The sequence below is a fragment of the Deinococcus radiodurans R1 = ATCC 13939 = DSM 20539 genome, from assembly GCF_000008565.1.
In the GTDB taxonomy this organism is placed as follows: domain Bacteria; phylum Deinococcota; class Deinococci; order Deinococcales; family Deinococcaceae; genus Deinococcus; species Deinococcus radiodurans.
Map to the genome: position 1 here is coordinate 1,284,518 of NC_001263.1, position 25,886 is coordinate 1,310,403.

Here is a 25,886-nt window from a genome sequence, read left to right on the forward strand (position 1 = left end):
TCCCCTGCCGGGCCGCGCCGCGTCATACTCGACCCTGATGAGAACCGTCACCGTGGGGGTCCTGGGCAGCGGCACCGTGGGCCAGAATGTCTTGCAACTGATCGAGCGGCGCCGGCCCGTGTTTGGTGACCTGGGCGTGCAAATCGAACTCGCGGGTGTGCTGGTGCGCGACGTGAACAAGGCGCGTGAGCTGCCCGCCGGGGTGCGCGTGACCGACAACTGCGACTTTTTGCAGGAGTGCGGCGTGGTCATCGAGGCGATGGGCGGCATTGAGCGCCCGCTGGAGCTGCTGCGGCCTTACCTCAAGAGCGGGCGCCCGGTGATTACCGCCAACAAGGCGCTGCTCGCCGAGAAATGGGACGAACTGCGCTCCTACGCGCTCGACGGCGACCTCTACTACGAGGCTTCGGTGATGGCGGGCACCCCGGTCATCGGCCCCATGAGCACCGTGCTGCGGGCGAGCACCTTTACCCGCTTGCAGGCGGTGCTCAACGGCACCTGCAACTACATCCTCACGCAGATGGAAGGCGGCAAGGACTACGCGGCGGCCCTCGCCGAGGCGCAGGCTCTCGGGTACGCCGAGGACCCACCCACCCTCGACGTGGGCGGCTTCGACACCGCGCACAAACTGGCAGTGCTCGCCCGTTTTTGCGCCGACGGCAACTTTCCCTACGAGCAGATCGAGGTGCAGGGCATCGAGCACGTCACCCTGGACGACATCGAACAGGCCCGGCAACGCGGCGAGCGCCTCAAGCTGGTGGCCGAGCTGCGGCGCGAGGGCCATGACACCCAGAGGGGGGGCTGGCGAGCCGTCGTCGCCCCGCAGAGCCTCCCCGCCGACCACCCGCTGTGCAYCGCCGGGGGCGGGCGCAACGCGATGGTCTACGAAGGCGAGGAATGCGGCCCGCTGATCTTCGCCGGGGGTGGGGCGGGCGGCATGGTCACGGCCTCGGCGATGGTGGGCGACCTGCTCGACTACCTGCTGGGCTTTCCGGGGCACGTGCCGCTGCACTAGAGCATTTGACAGAATGATCTGATCTGTTTTTGACCCTCTACCTTGATGGGAGAGGGCCTTGCGAAGCAAGGGGTGAGGGTGTCTTTTGCCGTCCAATGCTTTAAATAGGCTGAGCGAACTGGGCGGAACTCGGGGCATCGCCGTTTCTTAATCTCCGGTAAAGTCCGCTGCGACGGGCGCCGCTCATCCGGACGTCGTAAGCTGAGAGTCAGACGGCAATCCTTTCACTTCTCTCTTGCCGCCACAAGGAGCACTCATCATGGCTTACACTCTTCCCCAACTGCCCTACGCTTACGACGCGCTTGAGCCCCATATCGACGCCCGCACGATGGAAATTCACCACACCAAGCATCACCAGACCTACGTGGACAACGCCAACAAGGCGCTCGAAGGCACCGAATTCGCCGACCTGCCCGTCGAACAACTCATTCAGCAGCTCGACCGCGTGCCCGCCGACAAGAAGGGCGCCCTGCGCAACAATGCGGGCGGCCACGCCAACCACAGCATGTTCTGGCAGATCATGGGCCAGGGTCAGGGCCAGAACGGCGCCAACCAGCCCAGCGGCGAACTGCTGGACGCCATCAACAGCGCCTTCGGCAGCTTCGACGCCTTCAAGCAGAAGTTCGAAGACGCCGCCAAGACCCGCTTCGGCTCGGGCTGGGCGTGGCTGGTCGTCAAGGACGGCAAGCTCGATGTCGTGTCCACCGCCAACCAGGACAACCCGCTGATGGGCGAAGCCATCGCGGGCGTCAGCGGCACCCCGATTCTGGGTGTGGACGTGTGGGAACACGCCTACTACCTCAACTACCAGAACCGCCGCCCCGACTACCTCGCCGCCTTCTGGAACGTGGTGAACTGGGACGAAGTCTCGAAGCGCTACGCCGCCGCGAAGTAAGATTTTCACTGACAAGCCCTGGCCTCGGCTGGGGCTTTTTTATTTATCCTGCCGTCATGACTGGGCAGTCGCACCTTCTCTGGGCCGGGCTGCGGTGGAGCCTGCCCTTCGTCCTCGGCGGCGTCTTGCTGGTGCTGAGTGGCCTCCCTTCGCAGGTCGTCAACCTGTTGCTGGTGCTGCTGGCGCTGGTTGTTGGTGGCCTGGGGCTGTGGCGGCAGCGCTCCGGTCAACCGTTGAAAGCCACCGATGCCCTCATTTATCTGCTCGGCTTCGTTCTGGGCAGCGGGGTGCTGGCGCTCGTGGCGCTTGCCGCTGTGTACGGCCTGATGGAACGTTCTTTTTCCTTCTGACCCTCTACACTGCCCCCCATGCGAGTCCTCTTCATCGGCGACGTGTTCGGGCAACCGGGGCGGCGCGTGCTGCAAAATCACCTGCCCACCATTCGCCCGCAGTTCGATTTCGTAATCGTCAACATGGAGAACTCGGCGGGCGGCTTCGGTATGCACCGCGACGCCGCCCGGGGCGCACTCGAAGCGGGGGCGGGCTGCCTTACGCTCGGCAACCACGCCTGGCACCACAAGGACATCTACCCGATGCTCAGCGAGGACACCTACCCTATCGTGCGGCCCCTCAACTATGCCGACCCCGGCACCCCCGGCGTGGGCTGGCGCACCTTCGACGTCAACGGCGAAAAGCTGACGGTGGTCAACCTGCTCGGGCGGGTGTTCATGGAAGCGGTGGACAACCCCTTCCGGACGATGGACGCGCTGCTCGAACGAGACGACCTCGGCACCGTCTTCGTGGACTTTCACGCCGAGGCGACCAGCGAGAAAGAGGCGATGGGCTGGCACCTCGCGGGCCGGGTGGCCGCCGTCATCGGCACGCACACCCACGTGCCGACCGCCGACACCCGCATCCTGAAGGGCGGCACCGCCTACCAGACCGACGCCGGCTTTACCGGGCCGCACGACTCCATCATCGGCTCGGCCATTGAGGGACCGCTGCAACGCTTCCTGACCGAGCGCCCGCACCGCTACGGGGTGGCGGAGGGCCGAGCGGAACTCAACGGCGTGGCGCTGCACTTTGAGGGCGGCAAGGCGACGGCGGCAGAGCGCTACCGTTTTATCGAGGACTAAATTCGGTGCTCAGTCCAGGCAGGCCAGCGCGTGTGCCAGTTGCTCAGCGAACCCGTCTTGCGTTGTCCAGTCCCGACCAAAGAGAAAGTCCAGCGTTTGCCGATACTCCCGCAATGCAGTCAGGGCTGCAGAGCGCCACGCCTCTGAACTGAGGCTCAGCCTGCTGAAAAATGGACTGTCCTGGCTTTCTGGGGCTCTGCTCTGAGCATCGAGGAAGGCCAGTGCCCACTCGCCGTTCGTGCCCTCGGTGAGCCGCAACAGGCCGCCATCCTGGTGCCACACCGTGGCAATCACGCCTGGGCTGTGCTCCGCACTGCGAAAGCGCTCAAGCTCAGGAGCGGCGGGGCGGTCATGCAGCACGCTGGCAAGCAGAAAATGCACGTAACTCACCAGGTCATGGCCGTCCAGGGTCCAGAGGAAGGTAAAAATCCGGCCTGTTGCTGCCCGGAGGCCACCCCGGACTTCATAAAATGCCGCCGGGGTGAGGTCTTCGACCCGGACGACGCCCTGACCGCGTGAGAGCTGGCCGCATGTCCAGATGTCCGTGCCATCATCGGTGTACAGCAGCGACAGGGTGAGGTCACGGAGAGGCGGCACGTCACCATTGTGGCCTTTCCTCTTCAACCTCACCGGGTCAGGCGTCAAGCGCCCCCAGTCCTTTTCAAAGGAGCAACCATGGCACTCAACAACGATGTCAATCGCCTGGGCCGCATTCTCGGTCAGGTGCTCAAAGAGCAGGAAGGCGAGGCGTTTTTCAACCTCGTGGAGCAGACCCGCACCCTGGTGCGCGAGGTGCGGGCCGGGGGTGACCCTGCCCAGCTCAACGCGCTCCTCGGCAGCCTGAGCGAGAACGACGCGTCCAACCTCGCCCGCGCCTTTACCTGGTATTTCCAGCTCGTCAACATCGCCGAGGAGTACGAGCGGGTGCGCGTCTTGCAAAGCCGCAGTGGGGTCAGGTCGCAAAGCCTCGCGCAGGCGCTGGCGGACCTCAGAGAGCAGGGCCTGAGTGCCGAGGACGTGGAAAACCTGCTCGCCCGCGTGAACCTCGAACTTACCTTCACCGCCCACCCCACCGAGATGCGCCGCCGCACGGTGCGCTCTCACCTCGAGCACATCGCCCGCGAGCTGCCGGACCTCGGACGCGAATCGGCGCAGGAGCGCGTCGCCGCCCATGTGGAAGCGCTGTGGCGCACGCCCGAGCTGCGCCGCCTCAAGCCCACCGTGCTCGACGAGGTCAAGGGCGGCCTCAACTACATTTCGACCATCGCGCAGGCGCTGCCCAAGCTGGAGCGCGACCTGAGCGACGCTTTTCAGGCCACCTACGGGCGCGAGACCGCGGCCCACGTCCCGCTGCGCTTTTCGTCGTGGATGGGCGGCGACCGCGACGGCAACCCCTTCGTGACGCCGGAGGCCACCCGCGAGGCGCTGCAACTGCACCGCGAGCGGGCGCGGGAACTGCTGCTCGCGGCGCTGCGGCAGGCGTACACCGACCTCAGCCAGGAGGAGGAAGAGGACGCCGCCGAGGGCACCTACCGCACCGAACTGCGCGCCCTCCACAACGCCGTGCGCGATGGGGAACCGGTGGAGCTGCTCCCCCGCCTCGAAGCCCTGAATGCCCGCCTTCACGCCGACGGGCAGGAGCGCACCGCCTGGCAACTGCTGATGCCGCTGCTCTCGGTGGCCCGCGTGTTCGGGCAGCACCTCGTGAGTCTGGACATCCGCGAGCATTCCGGGCAGACCGGGGCGGCGGTGGCCGAACTGCTGAAGGCGGCGGGCGTGGAGGCCGATTATCTGGGCCTCTCCGAAGATGCCAAGCTGGAGCTTCTGACCCGCGAACTGCGCTCGCACCGCCCGCTGTGGCCTGCCGGGGCCACCTTCACCGAGACGCTCGAAGCCGTCATCGGGCCGATTCGGGAAGTGCAGGCCGCCGCGCGGCGGGTGGGGCCGCTCGCCTTCGGGCACTACGTCATCTCGATGTCCGAAAGTGTCTCCGACATTCTCGAACCGCTGATTCTCGCCCGCGAGGTCGGGTTCCGGGTGCTGCCGGTGCCGCTGTTCGAGACGCTCGACGACCTACAACACGCCCCCCGCATCGTCACCGACCTGCTCGCGCTGCCCGAGTACCGCGCGGTGCTGGGGGACGACATGCAGGAAATCATGATCGGCTACTCCGACTCCAACAAGGACGCCGGGTTCCTGGCCGCCAACTGGGCCCTGCACGAGGCGCAGCGCACCATCAGCGACGTGTGCCGCCGCGCGGGCGTCCGCTGGCGCTTCTTCCACGGGCGCGGCACCTCCATCGGGCGTGGGGGCGGGCCGGCGAGCCGGGCAATTCTGGGCCAACCTGCCGGAACGATTGACGCGGGCGTGCGGATTACCGAGCAGGGCGAAGCGCTCGCCGACAAGTACAGCCACCCGGTGCTGGCGCGGCGCAATCTGGAACAGGCCCTTTACGGCGTGCTGCTCGCGGCGGCCCGGCCCGTGGGCGACCCCCCCGCCGACTTTATGGCCGCCATGACCCGCGCGGCGGAGGCGAGTGCCACGGCCTACCGCGACTTCGTGCATGATCCGGACTTCCTGCCTTTCTTCGAGCGGGTCACGCCCATCCACGAAATCAGCCGCCTGAACATCGCCTCGCGCCCGGTGCGCCGCCCCGGTGCGCCCACGCTGGGCAACCTCCGTGCCATTCCCTGGGTCATGAGCTGGACGCAAAACCGCGCCAACCTCCCCGGCTGGTACGGGCTGGCCGAGGGGCTCGCTGAAATCGGCCCCGAGCTGGCAGCGAAGATGTACGCCGAGTGGCCTTTTTTCCACTCCATGCTCGACAACGCGCAGATGAGCCTCGCCAAGAGCGACCCGCTGGTGTTCGCCGAGTACCTGACCCTGCTGGAAGGCGCCAGCACCCGGCTGGCCGACCACCTGCGCGAGAGCTACGCCCGCACGGTGGCGGCGGTAGAAAGCGTCATCGGCGGCGAACTGATGCTGGGCGAGCAGCGGCTGAAAGAAAGCATCGCGCTGCGTAACCCCTACATCGACCCGATTCACCGCCTGCAAGTCGAACTGCTGCGCCGCTCGCGCTCGCACGAAGGCGGCCTGGACGAGTACGAGCGTCCGCTGCTGCTCACGCTGCAAGGAATCGCGGCAGGGGTGCGGAATACGGGCTGATACAAATTCCGATTGAATCCAGTTGTTTTGGATTCAATCCGAGCGGATGCGAGGAGGAAAAAAGACGGGTTTCGCGGTATGGAAGTACAGGCGGTGCTTTTCCGACTGTGCTGGAATGGAGCGGAATCTGTATGAGCAATGGTGCGGACAGTTTCGAGGGGATAGAGGGGAGGTCTCCGGTACGGTGAGGTTGCAATGACTTCACGCACAGGAGACCTGCTTCGATGTTACTGATTCTGCTGACCCTTTTGGCCCTGCCCGCCCATCAACATCGTTTTTTTGCTGCACTCATTCCGCTTTGGCAAGCCATTCCCGGTCGGATCAACGCCAGGAATTTCAGCGCTATAGCGGCTGGAACGAACGGACGCTCCGCCGCTGGTTTCAGAAGACCTTGCCGTGGGCGGAGCTGCACTGGGGCCTGCTGCAACTCCTGGTCCGACTGGGCGTGTTGGAGGGGCACTTCATCTTGGCCCTGGATGCCAGCTTCGTTCCCAAGTCGGGCAAGCACACTCCGGGGTTGGGGGCCTTCTGGAACGGTGCATTGCACCGTTCCGAAACCGGATTGGAGCTGTCGTGTCTGGCGCTGCTGAGCTGGTCGGGCCATCATGCGTTTCCTGTCCATGTACAACAAACTCAGCCGCGTGGACAGAAGGCCGACCGCCTCGAACAGTACCTGGATCAGCTGGTCTCTTTCCTGAAGCAGCGCCGGACCTGGTGAGCTCAGCATCTCCGGGTCGTGGTCGCCGATGGTCAGTACGCCAAGACGATGTTCATGGACGCCGTGAGTCGCGAAGGCTACGCCTTCGTGACCAAAATGCAGTGCAACGCCAACCTGCTTTACCCCTTTACCGGCGCACACCCCAAGCGGCGGGGAGGCCGGCAGAAGTGGGCTGGGAAGGTTGATTTCATCCACTTCGATGGGTGGGCCAGTGTGCCTGGTGAGGACCGAGAACGGGTGTGGACGCGCGTCGTGTGGGCACCCCATTACGCGCGGCTTCTCCGGGTCGTGGTCATCCAGAACGTAGATCGACGCGGCAAGGTGAAGGGGCACGTGGTGCTGTGCAGCACCGATCCGACGCTGCCAGCGGAGCAGATTCGGGCGCTGTACAGTGCCCGGTTCAGGCTGGAATTTGTGTTCCGGGACGCCAAGCAGTTTGCGGGATTGAACACGTGCCAGCTTCGCCGCACCGTCGCGCTAGAAAACCACTGGAATGCCGCCTTCTTTGCCCTGAGTCTGGGACGGGCAGAAGTCTTACTTGAAGAGGCAGGACGCCTCCAGCGTCCTGTCTCCCAGATGATGTTCTCCTACGAAGACATCAAAAGGCGGGCCTACAACCGGCTCTTTGCCCGCCGAATTCTTCGCAATCTCGGTCTTGAGGCACGATTCCACGAGTTGGAGAAACATCCGTCCAGGCCGCTTGACCTTGGCGTCAAAGCCGCCTAAAACTGTCCGCACCATTGATGAGGCTCAATGGAAAGGGGCGCCACGCGGTTGATTCAGCGTGGCGCCCTTCGTTCGTGATTTGAAGAAACTCAGACCAGCACGGGCTGAGCTCGCTGGCTCGTCTCGGTCATCACGGCGGGCAGCGAGAACCACAGCGAGCAGCGCAGATCACTCGCCGCAGAGGTGCCGGGGCGCAGGCGCGTCAGGACGCTGGCGGGCACGTCGATCTGCACGCGGGCGCCGATATAGGTGCGGCCCGCCTGGGGGAGTCGCACGCTCGACAGCCGGGCGGTGAGCGGCACGCTCAGGGCGCCGATGCGTCCGCTGCCGCTGACCTCGTAGTCGCCGTCGCCCAGGGCGGTCAGGCGCTCGGAGGTGAAAGCCAGCGGCGTACGGCTGCCGAACAGCCCGGCGAGCAGCGTATCGTCACGCCTTCGATAGTGCAGCGGCCCACCTCGACTTGCAGCCCCTGCGGGCGGCCATCGACCATGTCGAGCCAGCCGCGAACGTCGCTGAGTTGCCCGCGCAGCAGGCGGTGGTGCCGCACGGTGAAATCGATGCTCTGGCCGTTGTCTTCCAGTTCCCAGTGCTGGTGCAGGTTGGGGTCGCTCTGCGGCGTGACCTGGATGTTGACGCGCACGTTCACGTCGTCGCTCAGCGCGAGGCCGCCGAGTTCGAGCGTCTGGTTCCACTTCAGGCCCCAGGTGCTGCGGCGCAGGTACCCTTCCATGTCGGCGCCGATGCGCATTTCGCCGTAGAGCCCGCGCACCGGCTGGGTCACGTCGAGGTGAAACTCGTAGGGGTGGGTCTGCCCGTGCAGGCTGAGGTGCCCACGCACCATGAAGCTGTGGGAGGTGAGCACTTCGACGGTATCGCTCTCGAAGACCATCGTGGGGTACTGCGCGACATCGAAAAAGTCCGGCGCGAGCAGGTGCGCGTCGCGCTGCGCGTTCATGGTCGAGATGCTGCCCACCTCGATTTCCAGGCGAACCCATTGCAGTTCGCCGCGCTCATTGGTGCGTCCTTCGCCCTCGAAGCGCTCAAACCGGCCCCGAACCGTCGTCAGGCCCCGGCGACTGTTCAGCAGCGCTTCGATTTGGCCGCCATGCTAGGCAGCCCGGTCTTCCAACAATCTGACAGCGACTGGGCGCTGAAAAAGTCGGGATTTCGCCCCTTTGTAGAACAAGTCACAGAAGGAAAAAACGGGATAATGCCCCCGCTTGCCCCCGTTTTCTAAATGTGCTGAGTGGCCCGGCGGCCCTTATCCATCGAGCACCGTGTTGATCGCATCCAGAATCCGTTCCCCATACGCCTCGATGCGCTTTTCGCCCAGACCCGGCACCTCGGCCAGCTCGGCGAGCGTGCGCGGCTGCCGGGCGGCGAGGGCTTCGAGCGTGGCGTTGGTGAACACGACGAAGGCGCTGTAGCCCGTTTCCTTCATCAGCTCACGCCGCAGCTCGCGCAGGGCTTCGCTGAGGTCGGCGTTGGGGGCGGGCGGAACGGCTTCGTCGAACAGTGCGGCGGGGGCTGACGGTGCGGGCGATGGCGCACCCCCCGTCAACTCGGCCCGAATGGTCGCCAGAATCCGGTCCCCGAACGCCTGAATCCGCTGGCCTCCCAGTCCGAACACGTCCTTCAGCTCCTCGCTGCGGGTGGGCAGTTTGCGGGCGAGTTCGTCGATGGTCGCCTCGGGAAAGACCCACGACAGCGAGCGCCCCTGCTCGGCGGCGAGCGTGCGCCGCAGTTCGCGGAGGGCACCCAACACGCCGGGATGCGCGGGCTTGGGCTGCGGTTGCAACTCGCCTTTGCTGCCGAGCACGTCCAGCACCGCGTTGTTATTGCGCGCGCCACGCACCGCCGGGTCGAAGGCCGGGCTGTCTAGCAGGTTTTCCGGTCCCGCCTGGCCCCCGCCGCTGGAGTCGCGCACGACCTGCAACACCTCGTCGCCGTAGGCCGCCAGTTTGCGTCCGCCGACGCCGCTCACGGTGCCGAGAGTCGCGTGGCTGCCGGGGCGCAGCTCGGCAATCGTTTTGAGGGTCGCGTCGTGAAAGATAGTGTAGGGCGGTAGGCTCAGCTCCTTCGCCTTTTGCAGTCGCCACGCCCGCAGCGCCTCGAACAGCGGGGCGTCGTGGCTGTCCAGAGCCGCGCGGCTGGCACTCGCCCGGTCGCGCTTGCTCTTGCCCGCGCCCGGCAGCAACGTGTCCTCGCGCAGCAGCAGCTTTTGCCCCTCTTTGAGGATGCCGCGCGACTTGCCGGTGGCCCGCAGGCCGAAATGGTCGTCGGCGCTCAGGTATCCCAGGCTGACGAGCTGGCGCAGTACCGAGCGCCACAGCTTTTCGTCGTGTTCCTTGCCCACGCCGAAGGTCGGGAGCTGGTGGTGCCCCTGCGCGAGCACCTTGTCGGTTTCGCGGCCCAGCAGCACGTCGGTGAGGTGCGCCGCCCCAAAACGGTTGCCGGTGCGAATGGTGGCCGACAGCGCCATCTGTGCCTCGCGGGTCAGGTCGCGCACACGCGGCGGGTTCAGGCACACGTCGCAGTTGCCGCAGGGCTCGGACAGTTCCTCACCGAAGTAGTGCAGCAGCACCTGACGGCGGCAGGTCGCGGCCTCGCAGTAGGTCAGCAGCGCGTCGAGTTTGCTCGCCTCCACCCGCTTGACCTCCTCCGGCGCGTCGCTCTGGGCGAGCATCCGGCGCACGTTCACCACATCGCTCAGGCCGTAGACCATCCACGCGGTGCTCGGCAGCCCGTCGCGCCCGGCGCGGCCCGTTTCCTGGTAGTAGCCCTCCATGCTCTTGGGTAGGTCGAGGTGAGCCACGAAGCGCACATTCGGCTTGTCGATACCCATCCCGAAGGCGACGGTCGCGCACACGATGACGCCTTCCTCGTTCAGAAAGCGCTCCTGCACGTTGTTGCGCTCGGTTGAGGAGAGGCCGGCGTGGTACGCGAGCGCATCTATCCCCTGGGCCTGCAACCACTTCGCCGTTTCTTCCACCGACTTGCGCGAGAGGCAGTAGACGATTCCGGCGTCCCCAGGGTGCTCCTCGCGGATGAAGTGCAGCAGTTGCGTCTTGGGGCTGTCCTTGAGGCCCACCCGGTACTGAATGTTGGGCCGGTCGAAGGAGGAGACGAACTGCGGCGCGTCCTCCAGGCGCAGCACGCTCTTGATGTCGGCGCGCGTCCGCTCGTCGGCGGTGGCGGTCAGGGCGACGCGGGGCAGCTCTGGAAAGCGCTCGGCGAGCACGCTGAGCTGCTGGTACTCGGGCCGGAAGTCGTGGCCCCACTGCGAGACACAGTGCGCCTCGTCGATGGCGAACAGGGCGACGGGCGCGCGCTCCAGCAGGTCGAGGGTGCGCGGCATCAGCAGGCGTTCGGGGGCAACGTACAGCAGGTCGAGGTCGCCCCTGAGCAAAGCGTCTTCCACCTCACGCGCCTCGTGCGGCAGCAACGTCGAGTTGAGGAAAGCCGCCCGCACGCCGTTTTGCCGCAGGGTGTCCACCTGGTCTTTCATCAGCGCAATCAGCGGCGACACCACGATGCCGGTGCCGGGCCGCAGCAGCGAGGGCAGCTGGTAGCACAGGCTTTTGCCGCCGCCGGTGGGCATCAGCACCAGCGCGTTGCCACCTTCCGCCACCTGCTGCACGATCTCGCCCTGCACGCCCCGGAAGGCCGGATAGCCCCAGATGGTCTGGAGCAGATGCAGGGCGCGGTCGTGGAGGGCGGCAGGAGCAGCGGTCATCTCCCCAGGATAGCGCGTTTACGTTGTGGGCAGAATCATGGAGGCCCCCCGCTGCGTACCTTGACACCCCCCCGGCCCGCCCCTACCCTGGGGCCATTATTTACGTCCCGGCTGTCACGCAACCCAGCAGGCCCGCCTTCCTTTGGGGCAGGCCTGCTTCGTGCGCCTTTGATCTGGAGGCTTCATGAAGAAACTGCTCCTCACCGCCGCCCTGCTCGTTGTTCCCACCGCCGCCGCCCAGAGCGGCACCCTGGTCTTCGGGGGCAACGGCGAACCCGTCAGCCTCGAACCGGCCAACATCACCGACGGCATCTCCATCAACGTGCAGCGCCAGATCTACGACACCCTGATCGACTTCAAGGACGGCACCACCCAGCTCGTGCCCGGTCTCGCCACGAGCTGGAAACCCAACGCCAACGCGACGAGCTGGACTTTCACCCTCCGCAAAGGCGTCAAGTTCCACGACGGCACGCCGTTCAACGCCGACGCCGTGGTCTTCAACCTGACTCGCTGGTGGGACAAGAACCACCCCTACAGCCTGCGGAAAGACGGCCGCACCTTCGAGATCGTGGGCGACCTGCTCGGCGGCTACAAGGGCGACGCCACCTCGGTCATCAAGAACGTGGTCAAGGTAAACGACTCCACCGTGCGCGTGGACCTCACCAAGCCCTCCAGCGTGTTCCCCGACGTGATCGCGTCCGGGTACTTTGGCATCGCGTCGCCCACCGCCATCAAGGAGCAGGGCGCCAAGTACGGCACCCCGGCGGGCAAAGCCGTGGGCACCGGCCCCTTCATCTTCCAGAGCTGGAAGTCGGGCGACCGCGTGACCTTGACCGCCAACAAGAACTACTGGGGCACGAAGGCTAAGGTCGCTACCGTCATCATCCGCGCCATCAAGGACCCCAGCCAGCGCCTCAACGAGCTTCGGGCCGGGACCATCGATTTCGCCAACGACATGGTGCCCGACAGCCTCAAGGCCATTCAGGCCGACAAGAACCTCGTGGCGGTCAAGCGCCCCTCGTTCAACGTGGGCTTCGTCAGCCTGAACAACCGCAACAAGTACCTCAAGAACGCCAAGGTCCGTCAGGCGATCAGCATGGCGCTGAACAAGAAGGCCATCGTGGACGCCTTCTGGCCTGGCCTCGGCCAGAGCAATGCCAGCTTCGTGCCGCCGGACCTCGCCCGCTACAACTCGTCCAAGGTGCCGGCGGACTACAAGTTCGACCCCGCCGCCGCCAAGAAGCTGCTCGCCGACGCGGGCTACCCCAACGGCTTTTCCATGGACCTGTGGTACATGCCCGTCAGCCGCCCGTACTTCCCGAGCCCCAAGCCGATTGCCGAAGCGATGGCCGCCGACCTCTCGGCCATCGGCATCAAGGTCAACCTCAAGACCGAAGACTGGGCCAAGTACCTCGAAGACCGCAACAAGGCTCCCGGCTTCGACATGTACATGATCGGCTGGACCGGCGACTACGGCCACCCCGACAACTTCTACTCGGCCTACTACGGCCCCAACGGCAGCAGCGACATCGGCTACAACTCGGTGCAGATCCAGAACCTGCTCGAAAAGGGCCGTGCCGCCAAGACTGAAGCCGAGCGCAAGTCGATCTACGGCCAGATTCACGAGCTGACCTACAACGCCGCCTACCGCATTCCCATCGTCCACAGCCAGCCGCTCGCCGCCGCCCGCACCTACGTCAAGGGCTGGGTGCCGAGCCCGCTGGGCAGCGAGTCGTTCAACAACATCTCGCTCGTCGGCAAGAAGTAAGCGCGGTCGAGAAGTTACAAAAATAAAGAAGGGGCGCAGAGGGAAACCCCCTGCGCCTCTTCTTTGGCTTTACAGGATTTGACAGATTGAGGCCTGTTCAGAGCTCGACTGGATGCCCCCTCACCCCTTGCTATGCAAGGCCCTCTCCCACCAGTGGAGAGGGTCAAGAGCAGAAATAGCTTTTCCGTTAAATGCTCTATTACACCCGCACCAGGAAGGCCGACTCAATCACGTCCAGGTCCCGAATCGCCTGAAGCTGCTCGGGCGTCAGGCTGTCGTCGAGGGTGAGGGTAAAGAGCGCCTGCCCGCCCTTCTCGGAGCGGCCCAGGGCCATGCCCGCGATGTTGATGCCCCAGGTGCCGAGCAGGTTGCTCAGCTTGGCGACGGCGCCAGGCTTGTCGAGGTTGGAAGCGATCAGGATAAAGCCCTCGGGTTCGAGTTCCACCCGGTAGTCGCGCAGACGGGTCAGGCGCGGCGACTTGCCGAACACGGTGCCGCCGACCTTGCGAGTACGCTCCTTTTCGCCGCTGCGGTTGAGCACCCGCACGATCACCTCGGTCTGGTAGTCGGGGCTGTCTTCTTCCTCGCGCACGCTCAGGGTCACGCCGCGCTCGCGGGCGAGGGCGCGGGCGTTGATCATGTTGGGGTGCTCGTCGGTGCTGCCCGACAGGTAACCCATCAGCACGGCGGTCACGACGGGGGAGGGGTCGGTGGGAAACTCGCCGCGGAAGGTGACTTCGACCTCGTGGGCACCAGGCAGCAGCTGCGCCAGGATGCGCCCGAGCTTCTCGCCGAGGTCGAGGTACCCGCCGAGCTGCTCCATCGTCTTGGCGTCGAGTGCCGGGGCGTTGACAGCTCCCTTACTCACGTCGCCGTGCAGCGCGTCGAGCACCCGGCTCACGATTTCGGCCCCCACCCGCTCCTGTGCCTCTCGGGTATTGGCACCGAGGTGCGCGGTGATGCCCAGGTTCGGAGCGCCCAGGAAAATGTGCTCGGCGGTGGGCGGCTCGTCCACGAACACGTCCACTCCCGCTGCGAAGAGGTGCCCGGCGTGCAGCGCGTTCACCAGCGCCTGCTCTTCGATGATGCCGCCGCGCGCCGCGTTGACCACGATGGCGTCTCTTTTCAGGAGGGCGAGTTCGCGTTCACCGATCATGCCGCGCGTCTCGTCGGTGAGCGGCGTGTGCACGGTCAGGGCGTCCACCTGCCCCAGCAGCTCGTCGAGGCTGGCGGCGCGCTGCACGCCGAGGCGCTCGAATTTGTTCTCGGGCACGTAGGGGTCGTAGGCCACGACGTTCATGTGCAGCCCCTGCGCTCGGTCGGCCACGATGCTCCCGATGCGCCCCAGCCCCACGATGCCCAGCGTCTTGTCGGTGAGTTCCAGACCCAGGAACTTGCGGTCCCACTCCCCGGCGCGGGTCTTGCGGTCGCTGCGGGTCAGGCCGCGGGCGGCGGCCATCAGGTGCATCACCGCGAGTTCGGCAGCGGAGACATTGTTGCTCTCCGGCGCGTTCAGGACGAGCAGGCCCCGGCGGCTGGCGTACTCGAGGTCGATGTTGTCCACGCCCACGCCCCCGCGCCCGATGACTTTCAGGCGCGGCCCGGCGGCGTCGAGCAGTTCGCGGTCCACCTTGGTGCGGCTGCGGGTGATCAGCGCGTCGTAGTCGGGCAGGCGGCGCAGCGTTTCCTCGCGCTCCAGGTTGCCCTGGTAGTCGATCTGGAACCCCTCGTGGTCGAGGTTGCCGGGGTTCATCTCGTCGCAGATCAGCACGCGCAGCGGCGCAGTGGGGGTCTGGGCGGCGGTCTGGGCCGGGGTCGGAGCGGGAGCAGTCATGGTTCAGAGGGTAGTCTCCTGGCCCGCGCCCGGCCTGCGGGCTGGCTAGGGAGGGGTATCCTGAGAGGCATGACCGACCCCGCGTCTCCGACCCCGGCTGCCGGAGCGGCGCAGCACCGCCGGGAGGCCCCCCGCAGCGTGCGCGCCGCCGTGGTGACCATCAGCGACACCCGCACCCCGGACACCGACGAGAGCGGGCGTTACCTCGCCGAGCAGCTCACGGCGAGCGGCCACGAACTCGTCGAACGGCTGATCGTGCGCGACGACGCGGTAGAAATTCGCTCGGCGGTCGTGCGGCTGATGCGCGTCGCCGACGTGGTGCTCACCAGCGGCGGCACCGGCATCGCCGGACGCGACGTGACGGTGCCGGTCATTGAGTCGCTGCTCGTCAAGCCGATTCCCGGCTTCGGTGAACTGTTCCGCATGCTCTCCTACGGGCAGGTGCGCGGCGCGGCCATGCTGTCGCGGGCGCTCGGCGGATTGGGCCGGGGGGCACTGGTGTTCGCCCTCCCCGGCAGCCTGGGCGCTGTGCAGACGGCCTGGGAAGGCATTCTGCGCGACGAGCTCGGGCACCTCGTCTACGAGATGGTGCGTCAGGGTCAGCCTCAGGCCCGCCCGGCAGCGCCCGTCCCTGCCCCCGCCGCGCGTGAGGCGCTGTTTACCGACCTGTCGAGCCCCCCGCCGCTTGACGTGCCGGGCACACCACTGCCGGCGGCCCCCGCCAGCGACTGGGCCGGGCACCGACGCGGCGCGGCCCTGGGCACGGCGGGCGAAGCGCAACCCGGCGTCAAGCTCGGGCGCCACAGCCAGCACCCCAGCACCTACGAGCGCACACCTTTGGTGCGGCCCGGCGACGCGGCGCGCACCCCAGGCGAAGAGGAACGCTGAACCCGGTGTGCCCGCCCCCGCTCTGCTATAAGTCTGCGGCATGACGGCTGCTTTGCCCCTTACGCTGCTGGCGCCCACCGGACTGCCGGGGGTGACCTGGCTCTACGCGCTCGCGCTCGGGGCGCTGGCGGTCTTCTGGTGGGTGCGGGTCGCCCGCGAGGCGCGGCGGGGCCGGGCGCCGCGTCAGGCGTGGTGGTTCGTGCCGGGGCTGCTCGCACTGCTGCTCGCCGGGCCGACCGAGTTGCCCGCCCTGTTCGGCATTGGAGCCGCGCTGCTGCTGCTCGCCGAATACTGGCCGCTGGCCTACGCACGGCCCCGCAAGCAGGCGGTGAAGGGCGCGGCGCGGCGCCCTGGCCTGTCGTGGCCGCTGGTCGGATTGGGGTTGGCGTTGTTTTTGCTGTCGAGCGCCCTGCTGACCGGCACGGTCAATTTGCCTACCGTGATGGTGGTGGTGGGCGGACTGGTGGCCGGGGTGGGCGGCCTGCTCTCGGCTGCACTGTGGCCCCGCCCGGCTCGCGCGCTCAACGAGCCGGGATTTGAGTTGCGCTGGCAGACCCCGTTGGTGCCTGAGTGGCCCGAATTCAGCCTCGCCCTGACCGAGGGCGGCGTGCAGCTCACGAACGCTTCGCCGCAGCCCCTGCGGGTGGCTGGCTGGTCGCCCGCGCACGCCAATGCCTGGCTGCGCCTGCGAAGTGCCGAGGGAAGCCGCATCAACGTGCTGCCCGCTGGTCAGAGTGCCTATCTGCCACTTCATCCCCACGAGTCGGGCCTGCGCGTCTGGTACACCCTGCCCGGCGACCCGCAGCAGCCCCGGCTGTTCCGCGCCGACTGGACCCCCGCTGCGGCGCAGGCGGACCGGGTTTTGAACTGATTCCAGCTTTGCCCTGAAACACGAAAAAAGCCCCCGCAGTGGGGGCCTTCTTGTTGGTTCTTCGCGCCTTCGGCTTACTTCTTGCTGATCTTGACGCCCTGCGAACGCAGCAGGCGGCGGGCGGTGTCGGTGGGCTGGGCGCCCTGCGCGATCCAGTGGTTGGCGCGCTCGACATCGATCTTCAGGAAGTTCTCGCTGGTCTTGCGGGGGTCGTAGTGGCCCAGGCTCTCTATGTAGCCACCGTCGCGGGGACGGCGCACGTCGGCGACGACGATGCGGTAGTGGGGGTTGTGGGCCGAGCCGAAGCGGGACAGACGAATTTTCACCATGTGCAGTAGACCTCAGGGGTTGATTTCGAGGGTATCGTCTCCGGAGTAGGTGCCCGAAGAACATGCGCCCGTCAGCAGCCAGAATCGGAGCGCACCGAACAACCCTATCAGAAAGCGGAGAGCCTGGGCAAGGGGGCACGGGCAAGTCATCAGCGAGATTAGTTGACATTCCGCGACCTATGCTGGGCGGTAATGCCCAGGCCCCGTCTGCCCGCCGTTTCTGTGCCGCCCTTGCCCGCGCTGCTGCTGTCCATGCTGAGTGTTCAGGGGGGCGCGGCCTTCGCCAAGTCGCTGTTTCCGGCGCTGGGGTCGGCGGGCACCACGGCGGTGCGGGTCACGCTGGCGGCGCTCCTCCTGCTGCTCGTTTTTCGTCCGAATCTGCGCGCCCTGACCCGCAACGACTGGCGGGCCATCGTGCCCTACGGAGCCGCGCTGGGGCTGATGAACCTGAGCTTTTATTTCGCACTCGAGCGGCTGCCGCTGGGTCTCGCCGTCACGCTGGAATTCGTGGGGCCGCTGCTGCTCTCACTCTTTCTCTCGCGCCGGGTGACCGATGTGGGCTGGGTGCTGCTCGCCGCGCTGGGCATTGTCCTGATCGCGCCGGTGGGGGAGAGCGCCGGGCATCTCGACCTGACGGGCGCGGGGCTGGCGCTGCTCGCCGGGGCGTTCTGGGCCGCCTACATCGTGACCGGGGGCGCGGTGGGGCGGCGGGTGCCGGGCACGACGGGCGTGGTGGCGGGCATGTTGGTGGCGGCGCTGGTCGTGCTGCCGTTCGGGGCGGCGCARGCGAGCGTGGTGCTGATGCGGCCCGGCTTGCTGCTCGCGGGGCTGGCGGTGGCGCTGCTCTCGTCCGCGCTGCCGTACTCGCTGGAAATGATCGCGCTGCGGGCCATTCCGCCGCACATCTTCGGCGTGCTGATGAGCCTCGAACCGGCCATTGCCGCGCTGAGCGGGTGGCTGCTGCTGCACGAGGCGCTGACCTCCCGGCAGTGGCTGGCGCTGCTGTGCGTGGCGGCGGCGAGTGCGGGCATCTCGCTGACGGCCCGGCGTCCGGCGAGGGCAGAAGTCTGAAGAATGGCTGCATCTGCCGCGCCTCGCCGGTTGGTAGAGCCTGTCAGTCTAGCAATCTGACTTTTTATAAAAAATATGTAAATAGCATAGTAAGGGTGTCACGGCTGGGTGTAGAACTGGGACATGCTGTCAGAGCGAAAACCCTACAAGAGCGACCTGGATGACGAAACTTACCTCTTCATCCTGCCTTACTTTCTGCTCGCTCCAGAAGACGCTCACCAGCGCGTCTACCCGATACGTGAAGTCCTCAATGCCGCTCTGTGGATTGGCCGCACAGGGAGTCAGTGGGAGTACCTCCCACACGACTTTCCGCCATACAAAATTGTCCATCAGCAACTGATGCGGTGGTTTGAACGAGGTTGCTTCGAGAACCTCGCTCACGACCTGCATTCACTGGTTCGCGAGGACGCCCTCAAGGAGGGCGTTCCTACCGTTGCCATCGTGGATAGCCGCACTCTGCAAAGCACGCCCGAGAGTGGCGGACGTGCTGGATATGACGGTGGAAAGCGTCGTAAGGGCAGCAAAATCCACGCTGCTGTCGACACGATGGGTAATGTCATGACGTTGCTCGTCACCCCTGGCAATGAGCAAGACCGAGAACAGGTCTATGACTTGTGCCGCGAGGTGCAGCAGGTCACTGGTGACCACATTGATGTCGTTATCGCCGACCAGGGGTACACCGGAGAGCAGCCGCAGATTGATGCTTCCTTGAACGATGTGGAACTTGTTGTGGTGAAACGCCCGACTGGAGCGACGGGCTTTGTGCTGCTTCCGTTGCGATGGGTGGTTGAACGGACATTCGCCTGGACAGCACGTTTTCGCCGTCTATCACGTGATTTGGAGAGGCTGCAAAGCAGTCTCCTCGGCTTTCACTGGCTCGCGGTATCTGTTACGCTCCTAAACAAATTAAAGCCAATTCTTGGCTCGCTAGCCTGACAGCCTCTAGGCTGAAGGTCTGATGCCTCTGACATCTGCCCTGCTGTTCCTGTCCGCCCTTCCCCTGAGCTGGAGTGCCCGGTGAGCGGCGGCTTGGTCGCCCTGCTCGACGACGTGGCAGCGATTGCCAAACTCGCCGCCGCTTCGGTGGACGACATCGGCGCGGCGGCGGGCCGGGCGGGAGCCAAGGCGGTCGGCGTGGTGGTGGACGACACCGCCGTCACGCCGCGTTACGTCGCCGGCTTCCGGCCCGAGCGCGAGCTGCCGGTCATCTGGAAAATCGCCAAGGGGTCGCTGTTCAACAAGATTGTCCTGATTCTGCCGGTAATACTCCTGCTCAGCCAGTTCGTGCCGTGGGCGATGAACCCCCTGCTGATGCTCGGCGGGCTTTACCTGAGTTTCGAGGGCGCCGAGAAACTGTATGAGGCGCTGACTGGCGGCGACCACGATGAGGCGGGAGACGCGGCGGCTGTTGGCACCCCCGAGCACGAAAAACAGATGGTGAGCGGCGCCATTCGCACCGATTTCATCCTCTCGGCGGAGATCATGGTCATCGCGCTCGCTGAAGTGACCGAACAGGCGCTGTTCGTCCGCGCCGTCACGCTGGTGATCGTCGCCCTCCTGATCACGCTGCTGGTGTACGGCGTCGTCGGCCTGATCGTCAAAATGGACGACATCGGTCTGAAGATGGCGCAGGGGCGGCTGGGCACGACCCGCGCGCTGGGTCGGGGGCTGGTGCGGGGAATGCCGGTCGTGATGTCGGTGCTCTCGGTGGTCGGCACGGCGGCGATGCTGTGGGTCGGCGGACACATTCTGGTCTCAGGGCTGGAAAAGTTCGGCTTCGGCTGGCTCGCCCACGCCATTTACCACGACGCGGAGGCGGCGGGCCACGCCCTGCCTTTCCTCGGCGGCGCGGTGACCTGGTTCGTGGAAACGCTCGGCTCGGCGATGGTCGGCCTGGCGGTCGGCGCCCTGATCGTGGGGCTGCTGCATCTGCTGCCCCGTAAGGAGCACTGAGCTCTGGGCAAATTCAGGCAAAGGAGGCGCCTGGGCCGCGGCCTGGGCGCCTGCTGACTGGCTTTTCTGCGTCCGAATGCACCATCCGGGCTGCCCGGGCGCTATACTGTCTGGCTGTGACGTGCGCCGCCTGACGTGAACGATGCTTTCCCCGGCGCACCCCGGAGCGTAGCCCCCCTTCACGTTGACCGAGGCTCTAGAGCAGCCTCTCAGGAGAATTTTGAGTTACTGGCGCAACGAAATCAAACCGCTGCTGGACGCCGAAACCGGCACCCTGTTCAAGCAGGCCCCCATTCGCGTGACCCTGGCCTTTCCCAACCGCTACTCGGTGGGCATGGCGTCGCTGGGGTATCAGGTCATCTACCGCATGTTCAACCAGGAAGAAGGCGTCGCCTGCGAGCGGGCCTTTTTGCCCGACGACGTGGACGCCTTCGAGCGCACGGGGCAGGCGCTGCCCACCGTGGAATCGGGCCGGGCGGCGGGCGACTGCGAACTGTTTTCCATCAGCGTGAGCTTCGAGCTCGACCTGACGAACATCATTCGCCTCATTGACGTGGCCGGCATGAACCCGCTGCGCGAGGAGCGCGACGAGACCGACCCGGTGGTCATGATCGGCGGGCCGCTGACCTCGTCGAACCCTTACCCACTGACCCCTTTTGCCGACATCATCATCATTGGTGACGGCGAGCAGATCGTGCCGGTGGTCTCTGAGGCGCTGCGTGAATCGAGCAGCCGTGAAGACTTCTACGACCTGATCGACGGCGTGCCCGGCGTGTTCCTGCCGGCCCGCCACGTCCACGAGCCGACCTGGGCCACCGCGCCCAAGGAACTGCTGCCGGCCTACAGCCAGATTGTGACGCCGCACTCGGAGCTGAGCAACATGTTTCTGGTCGAAGCCCAGCGCGGCTGCCCGCGCCCCTGCACCTTCTGTCTGGCGCGCACCATGTACGGCCCCAACCGCAACAACCAGGCGCAGGAACTGCTCGACGTGATTCCGGACTGGGTGGAAAAAGTCGGGCTGGTCGGGGCGGCGCTCTCGGACTTCCCGCACACCAAGTTTGTCGGCAAGACCCTGACCGAGCGCGGCGTCAAGCTCGGCGTGTCCTCCATCCGCGCCGACACGGTAGACGCCGAACTCGCCGAGATTCTCAAGGCGGGCGGGCTGCGGACCTTCACCGTGGCGAGCGATGCGCCCAGCGAACGCCTGCGCCGCTGGCTGAAAAAGGGCATCACGACGGAAGACCTGCTCAAGACCGCGCAGATCAGCCGCGACCTGGGCTTTTCGGGCCTCAAGGTCTACATGATGATCGGCCTCGGCCCGGAAAACGACGACGACATCACCGAGCTGATTTCGTTCACCAAGGAACTCGCGGGCATCAACCGCATCGCGCTCGGCATCAGCCCCTTCGTGCCCAAGCGCCATACGCCGCACTTTGCCGACCCCTTCGCAGGCGTGCAGACGATTGAAAAGCGTCTCAAGCGTATTCAGAAGGAGCTGCGGACCACCGCCGAACTTCGCAACGTCTCGGCCAAGTGGGCCTGGGTCGAGAGCGTCATCGCGCGTGGCGGCCCCGAAGTGGGCATGGCCGCCTATCAGATTTACCGCAACGAGAGCATCGGCGCCTGGAAAAAAGCGCTGGACGAGGTGGGCTGGCAAGACGACTTCGAGGCCAACACCCCGAGCATCGGCCTGCCGCCGGGGCAGTACGAGAGCAAGGAAGTCAGCGCCCACGCGCAGGGCTTAGCCGTCTAAAAAAAGCAGACTTGAAAAGGAGAAGCGAGACGCAGCGAAGATGCTGGCGTCCCGCTTCTTCGGTTGGGCTCAGGCCCGAAAGACAGCTTTGAGCACCGCGTACCCCACGACGTACAGGACGCCGTAGAGCACCAGAACGCTCAGCAGGGCCAGATACCACGGCCAGTGCAGTCCCAGGGCGGCAATCAGGCCGGCGCTGGTGGCGAGGTAGGCGGCAATCAGGGTGGCGAGGCGGCGGGCTTTGTCGGTCGGGGTCCAGGAGTCGAGGTTCATAGTTACACCTTGAGCCACTCGGGCATCACGCTGAAAAAGAAGGTGGCGAGGCGGGTAAACTGCCCGGTCAACATCATCACGCCGACGATGACCAGCACGGCGCCGCCGACTTTTTCAAAAATCCCGGCGTAGCGGTTGAGGCGCCGCAGGTTCAGCCGGTCCCACAGCAGCGCGGCGAGGAGAAAGGGGAGGGCGAGCCCCAGCGTGTAGGCGACCAGCAGCCGCACGCCGCTGCCCAGGCTGGCGCTGCTCGCGGCGAGGCCCAGGATGCTGCCCAGCGTCGGCCCCAGGCAAGGACTCCACCCGAAGGCGAAGGCAGCGCCGAGCGCGACGGGGCCGTAGCCCCCCGCGTCGGCGAGCTGCCGGGTGTCGCGCATCAGGAAGGGCAGGCGGATGACGCCCAGCATCACCAGTCCGAAAAAGACGATGAGCACGGCGGCGAGTTGCCCCAGCAGCAGCTTGTGCGGCGCGAGAAAGGCGCCCAGCGTGCTGGCGGTGGCGCCCAGGGCCACGAACACCAGCCCGAAGCCGGCGATAAAGCCCAGAGCGCGGCCCAGCGGAGCTTTTGCGCCTCCCAGCACACCGAGATAACTCGGCAGCAGCGGCAGCACGCAGGGACTCAGGAAGGAAATCAGCCCCGCCAGAAACGCGACGGTCAGGGAGGGGGCGGCACTCACGTTCACACCCGGCAGCATAGCGGGCGCGCGGCGGGCGAGCTGTCCCTCAGCTTTTCCTGCGCTCGGCGGCCACCGGCTCGCCCAGTTCGATGGGCTGGAACTTCTGGCGCAGGTAGTGGCCCTGCGCGAGCATCCGGTCCGCCGCCGCCGAGTCGCGGCCCAGCGCTTCTTCCACCCCCTGCGACATCAGTTCGAGTTGCTCGCGCAGCAGCTCTTCGGGGTTTTGCCCCTGTGCGGTGAGCTGCTGCCGGGCGGCGGGCGTGAGGTTGAGGTAGGCCCGCAGCGTGGCCGGCAGCTCCTCGCCTCGCGCTTGGGAAATCAGGTAACGGGCGCGGGCGTCCAGCCCGGCGAGCGGCGCGTCTTCCAGGCGGCACAGCAGCGCCAGCACGTACAGGCGGTGCGGCTCGGGAATCCGCAGGGCGAGGGCGGGTGCGTCGTCTACGCCGGGCACCTCGGGGGCGGGCTGCGCGGCTTGCAGGGCCCGTTCCTCGCGCAGCCGCTCCATCTGATGCCGGTGCTTCATCTCCCGCCGAACCAGTGGAAAGCCGAAGACGATGGCAAAAAATCCCAGCGACATGATGATGTCTTCCATACTGTTCTCCCGACTCCAGCCTACCCCCGGCGGGTGAGGCCAGCGTCCGACCAAGGGTTGATACGGTTGCAAATTGAGTCCCGACATGTCCGGGCGCAATTTTTGCGGSGCAGTGGAAAAAAATACAGTTTTAAGGAGATGGACGGGCATCCGGCGCCTCTTCCGGATGTTCGGGAATCGGATGAAAGCCGTATGAGTGGTCCATGCGGCGCTGCCGTGGCTTTAGAATCCGGGGTGTGATGAAGGTCAGAACCCCAAACCGGAGGACAGGCCGATAACCGGCGTCGTCTTTAAGGGCAAACGCACCCGCGAGCTGTCGGCCGACGCCGCCGTGAGCGTGGTGGACGTGTTCAAGAGCTACCGCAATGCGGCGGGCGCCGAGACGCCGGTGCTGAAAGACATCGACCTCGACATCCGGCGCGGCGAGTTTTTCAGCTTGTTGGGGCCGTCGGGCTGCGGCAAGACCACGCTCTTGCGGATTCTGGCGGGCTTCGAGCAGGCCGATTCGGGCGCGGTGGTCATCGGTGGGCGCGACATGACCGGCATTCCGGCGCACCGCCGTCCGGTCAACACCGTGTTTCAAAGCTACGCGCTGTTTCCGCATCTGTCGGTGGCCGACAATGTGGCCTTTGGCCTCAAGCAAAAAGGCGTGCGCGGTGCGGAGTTGCGCCAACGGGTCGAGCGGGCGATGGAAACGGTGCAGATTGGACAGTTCGGCAACCGCAAGCCCGACCAGCTCTCGGGCGGGCAGCGGCAACGGGTGGCCCTCGCCCGCGCCATCGTCAACCAGCCGGAAGTGCTGCTGCTGGACGAACCTCTTTCGGCGCTCGACCTCAAGCTGCGCAAGCAGTTGCAGGTGGAACTGAGCAATTTGCAGGAAGACCTCGGCATCACCTTCGTGTTCGTGACCCACGACCAGGAAGAAGCGCTGGTCATGAGTGACCGCATCGCCGTGATGAACCAGGGCCGCATCGAGCAACTCGGGCGCGCCGAGGACCTCTACGAGCGCCCGCGCACCGCCTTTGTCGCCAACTTTCTGGGCAGCTCCAACCTGCTCGCGGGCCGGGTCGCCGAGCTGCACGGCACCGAGGCCACCGTCCAGACCGAGTTCGGCCCGCTGCGGACCCTGCACGGCGCAGGCCTGAGCGTGGGCCAGGAAGTCACGCTGAGTATTCGCCCGGAAAAACTTCGCATGGAGCGCGACGACGAAACCGAGGGCAACGAGGTGCGCGCCCGGGTGGACGACATCGTGTACACCGGCGCCGAGAACCAGTATCTGCTCGAAGCACATGGGCAGCGACTGGTGGCCTTCCAGCTCAATGCCGACATCGGGGCCGACGAGGACTTCGACTACGACGAGGAAGTGGCGCTGTACCTGCCGCCCGCGAGCTTGGTTGTGCTGGAGGAGGGGGAAGCATGAGGAGAGATGATGGTCTGGTGGTCCCCTCACCCCTTGCTTCGCAAGGCCCTCTCCCCTTGTGGGAGAGGGTCAGCCTTAGCCCTAAGCCGAAGCTGAATTTCTCCTCTCTCGTTATGGGGAGGGGTGAGGGGGCCATTCCATGAGGCGCTTTCTCGCCACCCTCGGCCCCGCCGTCCTGTGGCTCCTGGCCTTCCTGGTCGTGCCGTCGGTCATCATGTTCGGCTACTCGCTGCTCACACGCACCGACCTCGCGCAGGTGGGGCTGCCCTGGACGCTGGAAAACTGGCAACGGGTCTTCGGCTACGACGCGCTGTTTCAGGAGTGGGTGCCCGACAACCTGCGGGTGCTGTGGCGCTCGCTGCTCGTCGCGGCGGGAACCACGCTGCTGTGCGTGCTGATGGGCTATCCGCTCGCCTTCTACATCGCCCGGCAGGACGCGCGGCACAAAAATCTGCTGCTTCTCCTGCTGATTATCCCGTTCTGGACGAACTTCCTGATTCGGGTCTACGCCTGGATTCTGATTTTGCGGCCCTTCGACCTCGTGCCCAGCCTGACCGCCACTTTCCTGGGCATGGTGTACGCGCTGGTGCCGTTTTTCGTGCTGCCGGTGTATTCCAGCGTGGAAAAGGTGGACTGGCGACTGCTCGAAGCGGCGCAGGATCTCGGCGCGACCCCGGCGCGGGCCTTCCTGACCGGCGTGTTTCCGCAGACGCTGCCGGGGCTGGTGGCGGGCGTGCTGCTCACCTTCATTCCAGCGCTCGGCATGTTCGTGGTGTCGGACATCCTCGGCGGCGCGAAGACGGCCCTGATCGGCAACCTGATCCAGAACCAGTTCGGGCAGGCGGGCGACTGGCCCTACGGCTCGGCGCTGAGCTTCCTGCTGATGGGCGTGGTGCTGCTGGGGCTGTGGCTCTACGCCCGCCTCGCTGGGGAAAAGGGCCTGGAGGAACTGGTATGAGGGTGACTCGCTGTGCTCGTTGTCTCACGGTCGAAGGGTCTAAAGGTCTAAGAGCTTCAGCACCCGCTTTCCTTAGACCCTTAGACTCTCGGACCCTGAGCCGCCATG

25 protein-coding genes are annotated in these 25,886 nt (G+C 65.9%); 16 read left to right on the forward strand and 9 right to left on the reverse strand.

Annotation, left to right across the window (positions count from 1 at the left end; all coding sequences use genetic code 11):
- Positions 1–37: 37 nt before the first annotated feature.
- The 4 genes from DR_RS06590 (at position 38) to DR_RS06605 (ending at position 3,046) form a co-directional block, all read left to right on the forward strand.
- Positions 38–1,015: a homoserine dehydrogenase gene (locus DR_RS06590; RefSeq protein WP_010887921.1), complete on the forward strand. Its 978-nt coding sequence runs from the start codon at positions 38–40 to the stop codon at positions 1,013–1,015.
- A 259-nt stretch (positions 1,016–1,274) separates the two neighbouring features.
- Entirely contained in the window at positions 1,275–1,910 is a 636-nt protein-coding gene (gene sodA, locus DR_RS06595) for a superoxide dismutase [Mn] (protein WP_010887922.1), read from the forward strand.
- 56 nt (positions 1,911–1,966) lie between these two features.
- Positions 1,967–2,260: a hypothetical protein gene (locus DR_RS06600; protein ID WP_010887923.1), complete on the forward strand. Its 294-nt coding sequence runs from the start codon at positions 1,967–1,969 to the stop codon at positions 2,258–2,260.
- A gap of 18 nt (positions 2,261–2,278) precedes the next feature.
- Positions 2,279–3,046, forward strand: coding sequence for a TIGR00282 family metallophosphoesterase (locus tag DR_RS06605; RefSeq protein WP_010887924.1), 768 nt, complete (start codon positions 2,279–2,281; stop codon positions 3,044–3,046).
- Between the two features lie 9 nt (positions 3,047–3,055).
- Here DR_RS06605 and DR_RS06610 read toward each other — a convergent pair whose 3' ends face one another.
- Entirely contained in the window at positions 3,056–3,691 is a 636-nt protein-coding gene (locus tag DR_RS06610) for a hypothetical protein (RefSeq protein ID WP_010887925.1), read from the reverse strand.
- Positions 3,692–3,721: 30 nt separating this feature from the next.
- Here DR_RS06610 and DR_RS06615 point away from each other — a divergent pair, with 30 nt between their 5' ends.
- From DR_RS06615 to DR_RS06625, 3 genes are all read left to right on the forward strand, one after another.
- Entirely contained in the window at positions 3,722–6,211 is a 2,490-nt protein-coding gene (locus DR_RS06615; RefSeq protein WP_010887926.1) for a phosphoenolpyruvate carboxylase, read from the forward strand.
- A 298-nt stretch (positions 6,212–6,509) separates the two neighbouring features.
- A complete protein-coding gene (locus DR_RS06620) occupies positions 6,510–6,929 on the forward strand; it encodes a transposase (protein ID WP_010887927.1) in 420 nt (139 codons plus the stop codon).
- Between the two features lie 18 nt (positions 6,930–6,947).
- Positions 6,948–7,655 carry a transposase gene (locus DR_RS06625; RefSeq protein WP_010887928.1) on the forward strand — a complete coding sequence of 236 codons (708 nt, stop codon included), beginning with the start codon at positions 6,948–6,950 and terminating at the stop codon, positions 7,653–7,655.
- An 89-nt stretch (positions 7,656–7,744) separates the two neighbouring features.
- Here DR_RS06625 and DR_RS06630 read toward each other — a convergent pair whose 3' ends face one another.
- The 3 genes from DR_RS06630 to recQ form a co-directional block, all read right to left on the reverse strand.
- A complete protein-coding gene (locus DR_RS06630) occupies positions 7,745–7,957 on the reverse strand; it encodes a hypothetical protein (RefSeq protein ID WP_010887929.1) in 213 nt (70 codons plus the stop codon).
- 59 nt (positions 7,958–8,016) lie between these two features.
- The gene (locus DR_RS06635) at positions 8,017–8,751 is read right to left on the reverse strand and encodes a YceI family protein (protein ID WP_164928010.1); all 735 of its coding nucleotides are present in this window, start codon (positions 8,749–8,751) and stop codon (positions 8,017–8,019) included.
- Between the two features lie 165 nt (positions 8,752–8,916).
- Positions 8,917–11,391 carry a DNA helicase RecQ gene (recQ, locus tag DR_RS06640; RefSeq protein ID WP_010887932.1) on the reverse strand — a complete coding sequence of 825 codons (2,475 nt, stop codon included), beginning with the start codon at positions 11,389–11,391 and terminating at the stop codon, positions 8,917–8,919.
- Between the two features lie 184 nt (positions 11,392–11,575).
- Between recQ and DR_RS06645 the strand changes: the two genes are divergently transcribed.
- Positions 11,576–13,159 (forward strand): ABC transporter substrate-binding protein, encoded by a 1,584-nt coding sequence (locus DR_RS06645; protein ID WP_010887933.1) that lies wholly within the window; start codon positions 11,576–11,578, stop codon positions 13,157–13,159.
- Positions 13,160–13,358: 199 nt separating this feature from the next.
- Here the strand turns inward: DR_RS06645 and serA are convergent, their stop codons facing one another.
- Entirely contained in the window at positions 13,359–14,993 is a 1,635-nt protein-coding gene (gene serA / locus DR_RS06650; RefSeq protein ID WP_010887934.1) for a phosphoglycerate dehydrogenase, read from the reverse strand.
- A 69-nt stretch (positions 14,994–15,062) separates the two neighbouring features.
- Here serA and DR_RS06655 point away from each other — a divergent pair, with 69 nt between their 5' ends.
- Together DR_RS06655 and DR_RS06660 are read left to right on the forward strand one after the other, a co-directional pair.
- Entirely contained in the window at positions 15,063–15,881 is an 819-nt protein-coding gene (locus tag DR_RS06655) for a MogA/MoaB family molybdenum cofactor biosynthesis protein (protein WP_010887935.1), read from the forward strand.
- A 40-nt stretch (positions 15,882–15,921) separates the two neighbouring features.
- Positions 15,922–16,752 carry a hypothetical protein gene (locus DR_RS06660; protein WP_010887936.1) on the forward strand — a complete coding sequence of 277 codons (831 nt, stop codon included), beginning with the start codon at positions 15,922–15,924 and terminating at the stop codon, positions 16,750–16,752.
- A gap of 74 nt (positions 16,753–16,826) precedes the next feature.
- On the opposite strand, the gene rpsP is transcribed toward DR_RS06660, so the two are convergent.
- A complete protein-coding gene (gene rpsP / locus DR_RS06665; RefSeq protein ID WP_010887937.1) occupies positions 16,827–17,081 on the reverse strand; it encodes a 30S ribosomal protein S16 in 255 nt (84 codons plus the stop codon).
- Positions 17,082–17,273: 192 nt separating this feature from the next.
- Here rpsP and DR_RS06670 point away from each other — a divergent pair, with 192 nt between their 5' ends.
- The 4 genes from DR_RS06670 to DR_RS06685 all read left to right on the forward strand — a co-directional run bounded on the left by DR_RS06670 (position 17,274) and on the right by DR_RS06685 (position 21,858).
- The gene (locus DR_RS06670; RefSeq protein ID WP_034350718.1) at positions 17,274–18,152 is read left to right on the forward strand and encodes an EamA family transporter; all 879 of its coding nucleotides are present in this window, start codon (positions 17,274–17,276) and stop codon (positions 18,150–18,152) included.
- Between the two features lie 123 nt (positions 18,153–18,275).
- Complete coding sequence (locus DR_RS06675) at positions 18,276–19,088, forward strand: IS5-like element ISDra5 family transposase (protein ID WP_010884088.1); 813 nt, start codon at positions 18,276–18,278, stop codon at positions 19,086–19,088.
- 81 nt (positions 19,089–19,169) lie between these two features.
- On the forward strand, positions 19,170–20,105 hold the full coding sequence (locus tag DR_RS06680; RefSeq protein WP_010887939.1) for a DUF808 domain-containing protein: 936 nt from the start codon (positions 19,170–19,172) through the stop codon (positions 20,103–20,105).
- Positions 20,106–20,325: 220 nt separating this feature from the next.
- On the forward strand, positions 20,326–21,858 hold the full coding sequence (locus DR_RS06685) for a B12-binding domain-containing radical SAM protein (protein ID WP_027480009.1): 1,533 nt from the start codon (positions 20,326–20,328) through the stop codon (positions 21,856–21,858).
- A gap of 69 nt (positions 21,859–21,927) precedes the next feature.
- Here the strand turns inward: DR_RS06685 and DR_RS06690 are convergent, their stop codons facing one another.
- Genes DR_RS06690 through DR_RS06700 form a run of 3 tightly spaced genes read right to left on the reverse strand, consistent with a single transcriptional unit; the run spans position 21,928 to position 23,400 of the window.
- Complete coding sequence (locus tag DR_RS06690) at positions 21,928–22,131, reverse strand: hypothetical protein (protein WP_027480010.1); 204 nt, start codon at positions 22,129–22,131, stop codon at positions 21,928–21,930.
- A gap of 2 nt (positions 22,132–22,133) precedes the next feature.
- Positions 22,134–22,826 (reverse strand): cytochrome c biogenesis CcdA family protein, encoded by a 693-nt coding sequence (locus DR_RS06695; RefSeq protein ID WP_010887942.1) that lies wholly within the window; start codon positions 22,824–22,826, stop codon positions 22,134–22,136.
- Between the two features lie 28 nt (positions 22,827–22,854).
- On the reverse strand, positions 22,855–23,400 hold the full coding sequence (locus DR_RS06700) for a hypothetical protein (RefSeq protein WP_034350419.1): 546 nt from the start codon (positions 23,398–23,400) through the stop codon (positions 22,855–22,857).
- 331 nt (positions 23,401–23,731) lie between these two features.
- Here DR_RS06700 and DR_RS06705 point away from each other — a divergent pair, with 331 nt between their 5' ends.
- Positions 23,732–24,820 carry an ABC transporter ATP-binding protein gene (locus DR_RS06705; RefSeq protein WP_010887944.1) on the forward strand — a complete coding sequence of 363 codons (1,089 nt, stop codon included), beginning with the start codon at positions 23,732–23,734 and terminating at the stop codon, positions 24,818–24,820.
- A gap of 139 nt (positions 24,821–24,959) precedes the next feature.
- A complete protein-coding gene (locus DR_RS06710) occupies positions 24,960–25,778 on the forward strand; it encodes an ABC transporter permease (protein ID WP_010887945.1) in 819 nt (272 codons plus the stop codon).
- Positions 25,779–25,886 lie beyond the last annotated feature (108 nt).

Bases quoted from the DNA above. Each gene is read 5' to 3' on its own strand.
- sodA (WP_010887922.1), top strand. From the start codon at position 1,275: ATGGCTTACACTCTTCCCCAACTGCCCTACGCTTACGACGCGCTTGAG.
- DR_RS06600 (WP_010887923.1), top strand. From the start codon at position 1,967: ATGACTGGGCAGTCGCACCTTCTCTGGGCCGGGCTGCGGTGGAGCCTG.
- DR_RS06605 (WP_010887924.1), top strand. From the start codon at position 2,279: ATGCGAGTCCTCTTCATCGGCGACGTGTTCGGGCAACCGGGGCGGCGC.
- DR_RS06615 (WP_010887926.1), top strand. From the start codon at position 3,722: ATGGCACTCAACAACGATGTCAATCGCCTGGGCCGCATTCTCGGTCAG.
- recQ (WP_010887932.1), bottom strand. From the start codon at position 11,391: ATGACCGCTGCTCCTGCCGCCCTCCACGACCGCGCCCTGCATCTGCTC.
- DR_RS06645 (WP_010887933.1), top strand. From the start codon at position 11,576: ATGAAGAAACTGCTCCTCACCGCCGCCCTGCTCGTTGTTCCCACCGCC.
- serA (WP_010887934.1), bottom strand. From the start codon at position 14,993: ATGACTGCTCCCGCTCCGACCCCGGCCCAGACCGCCGCCCAGACCCCC.
- DR_RS06655 (WP_010887935.1), top strand. From the start codon at position 15,063: ATGACCGACCCCGCGTCTCCGACCCCGGCTGCCGGAGCGGCGCAGCAC.
- DR_RS06660 (WP_010887936.1), top strand. From the start codon at position 15,922: ATGACGGCTGCTTTGCCCCTTACGCTGCTGGCGCCCACCGGACTGCCG.
- rpsP (WP_010887937.1), bottom strand. From the start codon at position 17,081: ATGGTGAAAATTCGTCTGTCCCGCTTCGGCTCGGCCCACAACCCCCAC.
- DR_RS06675 (WP_010884088.1), top strand. From the start codon at position 18,276: ATGCTGTCAGAGCGAAAACCCTACAAGAGCGACCTGGATGACGAAACT.
- DR_RS06690 (WP_027480010.1), bottom strand. From the start codon at position 22,131: ATGAACCTCGACTCCTGGACCCCGACCGACAAAGCCCGCCGCCTCGCC.
- DR_RS06695 (WP_010887942.1), bottom strand. From the start codon at position 22,826: ATGCTGCCGGGTGTGAACGTGAGTGCCGCCCCCTCCCTGACCGTCGCG.
- DR_RS06700 (WP_034350419.1), bottom strand. From the start codon at position 23,400: ATGGAAGACATCATCATGTCGCTGGGATTTTTTGCCATCGTCTTCGGC.
- DR_RS06710 (WP_010887945.1), top strand. From the start codon at position 24,960: ATGAGGCGCTTTCTCGCCACCCTCGGCCCCGCCGTCCTGTGGCTCCTG.